At 55.5% G+C, this 8034-nt stretch carries 8 protein-coding genes and 1 pseudogene; 4 read left to right on the top strand and 5 right to left on the bottom strand.

Annotated elements, in window-relative coordinates; all coding sequences use genetic code 11:
• The 3 genes from SMC5_RS07160 to SMC5_RS07150 form a co-directional block, all read right to left on the bottom strand.
• Positions 1-555 (bottom strand): MFS transporter (locus SMC5_RS07160; RefSeq protein ID WP_165849010.1); only part of this gene is annotated, 555 nt, incomplete at its 3' end.
• 265 nt (positions 556-820) lie between these two features.
• Positions 821-1336, bottom strand: coding sequence for a hypothetical protein (locus tag SMC5_RS07155; protein WP_119120160.1), 516 nt, complete (start codon positions 1334-1336; stop codon positions 821-823).
• Complete coding sequence (locus tag SMC5_RS07150) at positions 1336-1590, bottom strand: hypothetical protein (RefSeq protein ID WP_119120159.1); 255 nt, start codon at positions 1588-1590, stop codon at positions 1336-1338. Before SMC5_RS07150 ends, SMC5_RS07155 begins: the two co-directional genes overlap by 1 nt.
• Positions 1591-1778: 188 nt before the next feature.
• Between SMC5_RS07150 and SMC5_RS07145 the strand changes: the two genes are divergently transcribed.
• The 4 genes and pseudogenes from SMC5_RS07145 (at position 1779) to SMC5_RS11715 (ending at position 6357) form a co-directional block, all read left to right on the top strand.
• Complete coding sequence (locus tag SMC5_RS07145) at positions 1779-1958, top strand: hypothetical protein (RefSeq protein ID WP_119120158.1); 180 nt, start codon at positions 1779-1781, stop codon at positions 1956-1958.
• Between the two features lie 340 nt (positions 1959-2298).
• Positions 2299-4599: an AAA family ATPase gene (locus SMC5_RS07140; RefSeq protein WP_119120157.1), complete on the top strand. Its 2301-nt coding sequence runs from the start codon at positions 2299-2301 to the stop codon at positions 4597-4599.
• A 187-nt stretch (positions 4600-4786) separates the two neighbouring features.
• Positions 4787-5209, top strand: a complete 423-nt coding sequence (locus SMC5_RS07135; RefSeq protein ID WP_119120156.1) for a MarR family winged helix-turn-helix transcriptional regulator — start codon at positions 4787-4789, stop codon at positions 5207-5209.
• A 43-nt stretch (positions 5210-5252) separates the two neighbouring features.
• A pseudogene (locus SMC5_RS11715) lies at positions 5253-6357 on the top strand (FprA family A-type flavoprotein).
• Between the two features lie 123 nt (positions 6358-6480).
• Here the strand turns inward: SMC5_RS11715 and SMC5_RS07125 are convergent.
• Positions 6481-7539 carry a WD40/YVTN/BNR-like repeat-containing protein gene (locus tag SMC5_RS07125; protein WP_119120155.1) on the bottom strand — a complete coding sequence of 353 codons (1059 nt, stop codon included), beginning with the start codon at positions 7537-7539 and terminating at the stop codon, positions 6481-6483.
• A 207-nt stretch (positions 7540-7746) separates the two neighbouring features.
• Positions 7747-8034, bottom strand: a 288-nt coding sequence (locus tag SMC5_RS07120) for a 2,3-bisphosphoglycerate-dependent phosphoglycerate mutase (protein ID WP_119120154.1), incomplete at its 5' end; no start/stop codon positions are given.

Below are 8034 nucleotides of genomic sequence, written 5' to 3'. Positions count from 1 at the left end.
GTCTTCCTGGCGTGGGAGTGCAAATACCTGGAAGAAAGCCAGTGCGAAGCCAGGGATGGCCAGGATCCAGAAGCGCTGGAGGTGCAGCAATCCAAAGAGAGGAATGATCACCAGCGAGCCCACAAAGGAACCCATAGACCCGCCGAAGTTGAAGACGGACATGAACCGGCCCTTATTCGTCGAGGACAGCTGGCTCATACCGATGGCTCCCTGTGGATGAAACATCGCAAGCGACAGAGCTATGGTCGTGAAGATGAGCAGGAGCCAGCCAAAGCTGCGGGCGAACGGCAGCAGTGCCAGCGAAACGGCGGCAAGGATCGAAGAGGTCACGACAAGCGCGTTGGCATGCCGCATGCGGTCGGATACCAGGCCGAAGATCGTCTGGACAAGGCCCGAAACGATAGGGAGACTGGCAGCCAGTGCGGCGGCGGCCCCCAGGGAGAAACCCAGACGTGTGCGGAAGACAGGAACGAGAGGGGGGAGAAAGGCGGCGTACCCTTCAACAAGAAAGTGACCACCAGAGATAGCAAGCAGTGCTTTTCGTATGCGGCTCATCGTTCGGCTCTCTCCTCGGAACATGCGAAAAAGGCAACCTCGGAGCGAGCAGACAAGTCCGCCATGAACGCAAGCTATGTTCCGCGCGAGGCTACCTTCTTCTGTTATTAGTATAGCAAACCTTCAGGATATGTCAACTTCCGAAATACTTCAGGCTACATGCCGCTTCCGGACATTGGTGATGTAACGTAGGGCGTCCAGACTTCTGCCCGGAGGCTCCACGGTGGGCGTGGCAGTTCGGCGTTGACGATTCCAGTTGCCTGGGTCACTCGTTCGCTACGAACTTGTCTATGGCAATCTCTTTAAGCAATCGGCGCAGCTCACGTGGGTCCGTATGACCGTCGACCTGCAGGGAGATCTCTCCAGTCGTCGTCGTGAGCATGAGCTTGTGGGGAGGCTCTCCGGGGGTGCGTGGCCCGAAGTGGCTCGGTGGTGGTGGAGTGCTCTCGAGAAGAGAGACCTCCTCGAGGTCGGCATAGCCCAGCGTACGGGCTGTCGGCAGTTCCGCCATGACATCGGCGATCGTCATCCCGGGATACCCGTCAATGAGCGCGAATGGCGCCTGGGCAGCGTACCACATCTGCTGGAAACGGCTTGCTCCCCGCGATTTTGCGTCGGCTGTTCTTGCCTCGCGAATCTTGCGAACTTTCGTCTGGTCGAACGGGGCGAGCACGACAAATGAGCGGGTCAACAGCATGGTCAGCTCGACGGACTTGAAGGCGCCCTGGCGCTCGACCGTCTGACAGGCGAGGAGGACAGTCTCTACTTCAGGGGTATCCATTAGAACTTCAGGTCGAAGATGAGCACGAGGGCGGAGACGAGAACCATGAGCACCGAATACGGGATGGCAGACACGGACTCTTGCGCGCGACTCGCAGATTTCCAGCTGATGTAGAAGACAAGGAACAGCGCAGGGATCAGCAGACCCCAGTAGTCAGTGCGTGTACCAAAGCTCCAGAACAGGGCTCCCATGACAGCCGTACAGACGGCAGCGACAATTGTTACCAGCAGTTCACTGACCCATCGCTTGCTCATGTTAACCCCCTCTCACCTATGTCGCTCGAATACGTGCGCACTGTCAGGATAGCGCAAGGTGGCCGACGGTCAATGACTGGTGACCTCTGATCGGAAAACGGAGACGAGATGGCAGGCGCCTCCTGCGCTCCGCAGGACGTGTAACGTTTGCGCGCGGCGACCATAGACAAGGTCTGGAGGTGGTGCCGATGGAATTGGTCCTTGTACCGTTTGGCATTGTTGTCGCGGCGCTTCTCGTGGTGGGAGCAGTCACGGGGGCTACGTTCAAGTTCGTGTGGATTGTGCTCAGGTTCATCTTCGTGCTGTGTTTCTGGTGGCTTCTCCTGCTCATCGGCGGAGTCGCCCTACTGAGGGGGATCCTGCACTAGACGACAACACAGACACACATAGAGATATGACGCATGACACGGCGTCCGGGGTCCTCAGATGACTCGGGCGTCTTTCGCGTATAATATCTTTAGTGTGTCCTTTGGATAAGGGAAGAGGAAGGGGCAAGAGAGTGAGCACAGTTCGTGCTGCTATAGAATGGCCTCACTGGCGAACGGACCACCGGGCGCATGGAGAGCAAGGTTTCCGAAGAAGCTCCTGAGTTGTGTCAAGAAAGCTGAGCAAATTGGGGGGTATTCTTGTTGGTCGCGAGAAGATTGCGTTGGAATACTTGAGATTAGTACCTCTCCTGCATGATGTAGTGGCTCCAAGGCCCATGTCATGAGAAGCCTACTGTCACAAGTCCTTACAGAGACACTTGCGATGCTGCCAGCAGGCAACAACTTGGTCGCATGGTTGCGGGACGATATTACATCAGCAACGAGCCCGGAAGATCCTTTCATGGAGGTTCTTCCTGACCTGCGGACCATGTACAAGAAGGCGTGCCCAGCGGGTGAGCTCACAATCACTGATACGGGTAACGAACGGCTTCACGACCGCATTCAGGAAGTTGGCATCAATGGCATACGGGGATTTCCGCGGGCAGAGGACGATCAGGGATATCCTGCATTCAACGGAATCAGACCGAGAGGGCAGAACGTGCTGATCTACGGCCAGAACGGTTCCGGAAAGAGCAGCTTCTGCGACGCTCTCGAATGGGCGTTGACTGGACAGCTCCAGGAGTGGAAAGAGCGCGAGCTCGGAAATCAAAATGCACTATTGATCAGCAATTCTGCAGAAACCTCCCAGTTGTGTTCTGTGAAGGTCACGTTGAGGAACGGGAGACGAACCAGTCAGCGTTTTCTGGAGCGAGTTTCCAATCCTGTCTCGCCGTTTGAGGAATCCTGCGAGGATCGCGACGCCTCCTATTGTTTCGTCAATGCGTACAGTGTCGAACGCTTCGTCCTCGACAGCCATTCGAATCTGTGGAATCGATTCGCCGACCTGCTGGGATTCGAGGACCTGGTCACGTTCTCAAGCGGTTTGAACAAGTTCAAGGAATTGGCCCGCCAGGGGCTGGAGGAGACACTCAAAGACCAAAGGAAATCGCAGGGAGATACGAGGCGCGAGCAACGTGATCTCCCCGAGGCTGAGAAAGAGTTGGTGCACCTGCTGAAACCAAAACGCATCCCGACCGTACTCCCCGATGAGGACGTGCAACTTGACGTGATGCGGAAACTCAACTACTTGAGGTCTCGAGATGACTACATGGCCTCACAGCAGAACACTTGCGAATCCCTACGGGGGGCCTATGAAGCAGCTCTTCTGAAATGGAAAGAGGCAAAGGCACGACGTCCCGCTAAGAGGAAGGATAAGTGGGAGGAGTACAAGTACTGGATTATCAAGGGCGAGGCTAAGACGAGGCTTCAGAGTTTCCAGCAGAAGACGCATGAAACGCGAGACATATACAATGAAGTCTTGGCCGACCTGAAGAGCGAAATTCCTCGTGAACTCTGGTGCCAGAAGCCGAGCGATAAGAAATCAGTCAGGGCAACGTTGGTCTTGTGGGGGAATCTTGGGCAAGCGCGCAGAGAGAGAGCGATCATAGACAACCTCACGAAGATAATCAAGAATGAGAGAATCATGCAAGAGACCGCGCAGGAGCTGCGGTCTATGTACAAGGCACTATGGCTTGACGCAAGGAGATTCAGCAAGGTCTTTGGCGATCTTGCCAGCAAGGCGATACGACGGGAGCTAGGTGCCGTAAGTCGTACAGAACTTACCGACGGGTATAACCGCCTCAATCCCGAGAATCGTGTTCAGTCGATCTCCTTGAATGCAAGTGTCTCTGAGAAGAAACTGTCAATCAGGGTTCGCACACGCACAGACGGCCAAACCATCGAGCCCGTTGATTACATGAGTACCGGATACCTCCGGTGTGTCGGCTTTGCAGCGCTGATCGCACGATTGAAGCGTCAGCAGCGATATCGTTTTGTCGTGATCGATGATCCGATTTTCGCCATAGACCAAGATCATCGATATGCACTCGTTGAGTATCTAGCAGAGCTCTCGAAAGAGTACCAAGTGATTATAACAACAAGCGATAGGCTGTTCTTGGACATGTTGCGGCACGCCCTGAGCCCTTCTTCGAAGGTATACCAGACAAGTGCGGACAATAGCGGTGTGGTCGTTCTGGGGGAGGAGAAGCCAAGTCGGTACATAGAAGAAGCGGGACAACTCATCAACTCAACGAATCCAGACTACCGAGCGGCGTGCATGTACATTCGCCTGGCACTTGAGCACGAGCTCTACCGTCTTGCTGATAAATCGAAGCTGATGGTTGAGTTTGGCCGAGCGATCAACAATCGTATTGGGTTGAACCAGTTGATCGACGACTATCATATCGAAGAACATCTGTCACGTCAGTATCAGCAGCGCTTGTCGTCTATCCATGATGCTTTCGGGCGCATCAAGAGGGACCGCATATTGGGGAATATGCTTGACTCCTCGCCACTCAATGGGGAAATGCACTACCCATGGCAGGGTCGGCAGGTCTATGCCAAGGCAGAGATACTGCGCGCGCATGAGCTAGCAAGCAGTTTCATCGCACACATGAATCAGCTTATTCCTAGTCGGAGCTAGTCCCTAGGATTCTGAGGTTGCCAGCCCCCCGTTGGCACTTAGTGAACACGCCTCGTACCGAGTCAACACTGCAAATGCTGTCAAAATGGAGCTAACGGTCTCCTTCTCCTTGATATCTTTACAAAAGACCATTGACGGATGCCAAATGCCCTCTACTCTTAGCTTATCAAAGTAAGGGGGAACCGTGATGAAAAATATAACTAACAGCAAGCGTATGGAACTAGTTCTGGCGAGGCTGCGCAGCTACTGGGAAACTGAGGACCCGCGTCGAGTCGGTGGACTGACCGCGTCTCAGCTCTCGTTGCTGCTGTCGCTTTCTGAGCATCCTGGATGCCGCGTGCAGGACACTGCCCAACGGCTCGATTTGACTGCTCCGACCATCAGTATTGGAGTCCGCAGACTGGAAAACATGGGGCTGGTGCAGCGCGGTGCCGATCCCGATGATCAGCGTGCTGTCTGTCTGTATCTGTCGCCGCAGGGTAGAAAAATTGCTTCCAAGGCACGTTCTCTACGCGCAGCCAAACTAGACACGATGTTGTCCACACTGACAGTGAATGAGCAGGAGTCACTCCTTGGGATGCTGGAGAAGGTGGTTCCGAATACTGATTGAAGACACGTTACTGTAGCCTGTTGACAAGACCAAGGAGGTTACCGTGAACGCACGACCAATAATGCCAGGCATCACCCTCATGGGAGCGGTCGACTGGGACCGAAAATTGTTTGACTCGCTGATCCCGTTGCCTGAAGGGACCAGCTATAACGCGTATCTGGTGCGGGGTAGTGAGAAGACCGCGCTGGTCGACACTGTCGATCCGGCCAAGGTTGACGTCCTGATGGCTCAGCTCGACACTGTCCAGCGCCTGGATTACCTTGTTGCACAGCATGCCGAACAGGACCACAGCGGCTCCATCCCTGCCGTCCTTGCCCGGTATCCTGGGGCTGTGCTGGTAACAAATCCGAAGGCAAAGGAGTTGCTGCAGGAACACCTGGATATCCCGGACGATCGGTTCAAAACCGTTGCCGACGGTGAGACACTATCGCTGGGCAACAAGACCCTGCGATTCATCTACCTGCCATGGGTTCACTGGCCCGAAACGATGGGCACGTANNGAGCGCCACATCGTCATGCACGGCGCCAAACGCTACTATGCTGAGATCATGATGCCGTTCCGTGGTTTCATCGTGAAGAATCTGGACAAGCTGACAGGTCTGCAGATCGATATGATCGGTCCCAGCCATGGCCCCGTCTACAAGGAGCCGGCATTCATCCTCGACGCCTATCGTGAATGGGCAGGCGGCCCTCCGCACAACAAGGTCGTCATCCCCTTTATCTCCATGCATGGGAGCACGCTGAAGATGGTCGATCGCCTTACGGCGGCCTTGGCCGACCGCGGTGTTACCGTCGAACGGTTCGACCTGACGACTGCCGACCTCGGCGACATCGCCATGTCCCTCGTGGACGCCGCGACCATCGTCATCGGCACACCTGCCGTGTTGACCGGTCCGCATCCCAAGACCATCGAGATCGCTTACCTGGCAGGGGCTCTTCGTCCAAAGACGAAGTTCGTATCCATTATTGGATCATTTGGGTGGGGTCAGCGCATCATCGACGTTCTTGGCGGACTTATCGCGCCGCTGAAAGCCGAACTCCTCACACCCGTCCTCGCTAAGGGCGACCCTCGTGCCGCCGACATGCAGGCTATCGATGCGTTGGCGGACACGATTGCCGCCAAGCATCACGAGGCTGGTCTGCTCTAGATCCTGTTCTCTTTCCGTACGACAAACCCCCGGCCTTATGGCCGGGGGTTTGTCTTCATAGTACCTGTCAGGGTGACAGGCGTCCAATTACGCGAAGAGTTATTGCTAGATATTCAGAGGTTGCTATGGGTTGCTGGTCTTCACCGGTATCCACGTCGCTCCGCCATCCGTTGTCGTGAAGATCTTGCCGTTCTCGTTCAGGCCCCAGCCGGTCGTGGCATCGATGAAAGAATAGGTCCTGACGTCCGGATTGTTCGAAGCAGGGCCCAACGTCCAAGTGCCGCCACCGTCGGTGGTGCGGTACGACTGCATCACGTGGTTGCCGTCCTCCACAAAATCCAGCATGACAACACCAGTCTTCTTCTGTTCTCCAAAGAACACAGGAGGATACGCGTCGGCGTAGTAATTATTCGCAGGGGACAAGTTTTCATATGCAGCAGGGACAGGCAATGACCATAGTTTCCATGTTGTACCGCCGTTCGTCGTCTTGAACATCAGTACAAACGTATATGCACTGTAGGAGCATGTCACATATCCGGTTTGAGGCGTGGAGAACGTCATGCCGGTCGGATAGCCCGCTATTCCATTCATCGTTCCGGCTGCATCCGTCATGCCGGTGATATCCCGGACAAAGGAGAAGGTCTTGCCGCCGTCGGTCGTCCGGTACAGTGATTTTGCCATCTGTCCAGCCCCGGGTGTCCCAGTGATCATGAGGTAGCCGTTCGACGCGTCGGCGAAGCTGATCTTGACGCCGCCGATGTCACCTTTTTCCCAATCCAGCTTGGTAACGATATTGGTACTGTCCCAGGTCGAACCCTTGTCACTCGTACGGTAGACCACGATCTGTGGCTGATTGTCGGTGCCGGCATTGGTTGCCACGAACGCCGTCTGCCCGTCAAAAAAGCAAGTACCAATCGTCGCGGGGACCTGAACAGGGAGGGGCGTCTGAGAGATCGAAACGTCGGCCCATGTAGCTCCACCGTTTGCAGTCCTCAGGATTTGGCCATTTGTGCTTAGTGCCCACCCGGTGTTTTTATCTATCAACGTAATCTGTGAGAAGCTCTGAGGCTGGGTCATAACGGCTGCTCGTTTTGGCTTGGCGACAGCTGCCACGATCACGATCGCCACCGCCAGCACTGCCACGGCCGAAACAACAACTACTGTTCCTGTCTTCCTATTCACTGAAATCGCCTCCAGGCGTCTGTCGGAAGTCCGTTTGCATGGTGTTGTTCACCAGACATGTCACGTAAAGCTACCCATATGACCTATCTAAGACGTCTCATCGCCTCAAGAAGTTCCCGACCGTCCATACGACACGAGGGACAGCGGCCTGGGTACGCAGAACGGCCGCCTGTTATAGTCGTTGTGCGAAAACAGACGCTGGTCCGGTTACGTGGTCTTTGCTTGGTTTGCGACAGCGGCGGCAGCTCGCGCAGCAGCCTCAGGGTCGCCGAGGTAGGTATGGTTGATCGGTTTGAGGTGCTCGTCGAGCTGATACACGAGCGGGATGCCCGTCGGGATGTTCAGGTCGACGATGTCGTCATCGCTGATGCCGTCGAGGTACTTCACGAGAGCGCGGATCGAGTTGCCATGGGCGACGACGATAACCTTCCGCCCGGCCTTCACCGAAGGCGCGATCGTTTCTTCCCAGTATGGGACGAACCGGGCGACGGTGTC

The sequence above is a fragment of the Candidatus Cryosericum odellii genome (assembly GCF_003570935.1).
Classification (GTDB): Bacteria; Caldisericota; Caldisericia; order Cryosericales; family Cryosericaceae; genus Cryosericum; species Cryosericum odellii.
The sequence above is the reverse complement of the archived record's forward strand: the minus strand, read 5'-3'. Positions and strand labels throughout refer to the sequence as shown.

What these genes read in the sequence shown, in the direction of transcription:
- SMC5_RS07155 (WP_119120160.1), bottom strand. Translation starts at nt 1,336, where the DNA reads ATGGATACCCCTGAAGTAGAGACTGTCCTCCTCGCCTGTCAGACGGTC.
- SMC5_RS07150 (WP_119120159.1), bottom strand. Translation starts at nt 1,590, where the DNA reads ATGAGCAAGCGATGGGTCAGTGAACTGCTGGTAACAATTGTCGCTGCC.
- SMC5_RS07145 (WP_119120158.1), top strand. Translation starts at nt 1,779, where the DNA reads ATGGAATTGGTCCTTGTACCGTTTGGCATTGTTGTCGCGGCGCTTCTC.
- SMC5_RS07140 (WP_119120157.1), top strand. Translation starts at nt 2,299, where the DNA reads ATGAGAAGCCTACTGTCACAAGTCCTTACAGAGACACTTGCGATGCTG.
- SMC5_RS07135 (WP_119120156.1), top strand. Translation starts at nt 4,787, where the DNA reads ATGAAAAATATAACTAACAGCAAGCGTATGGAACTAGTTCTGGCGAGG.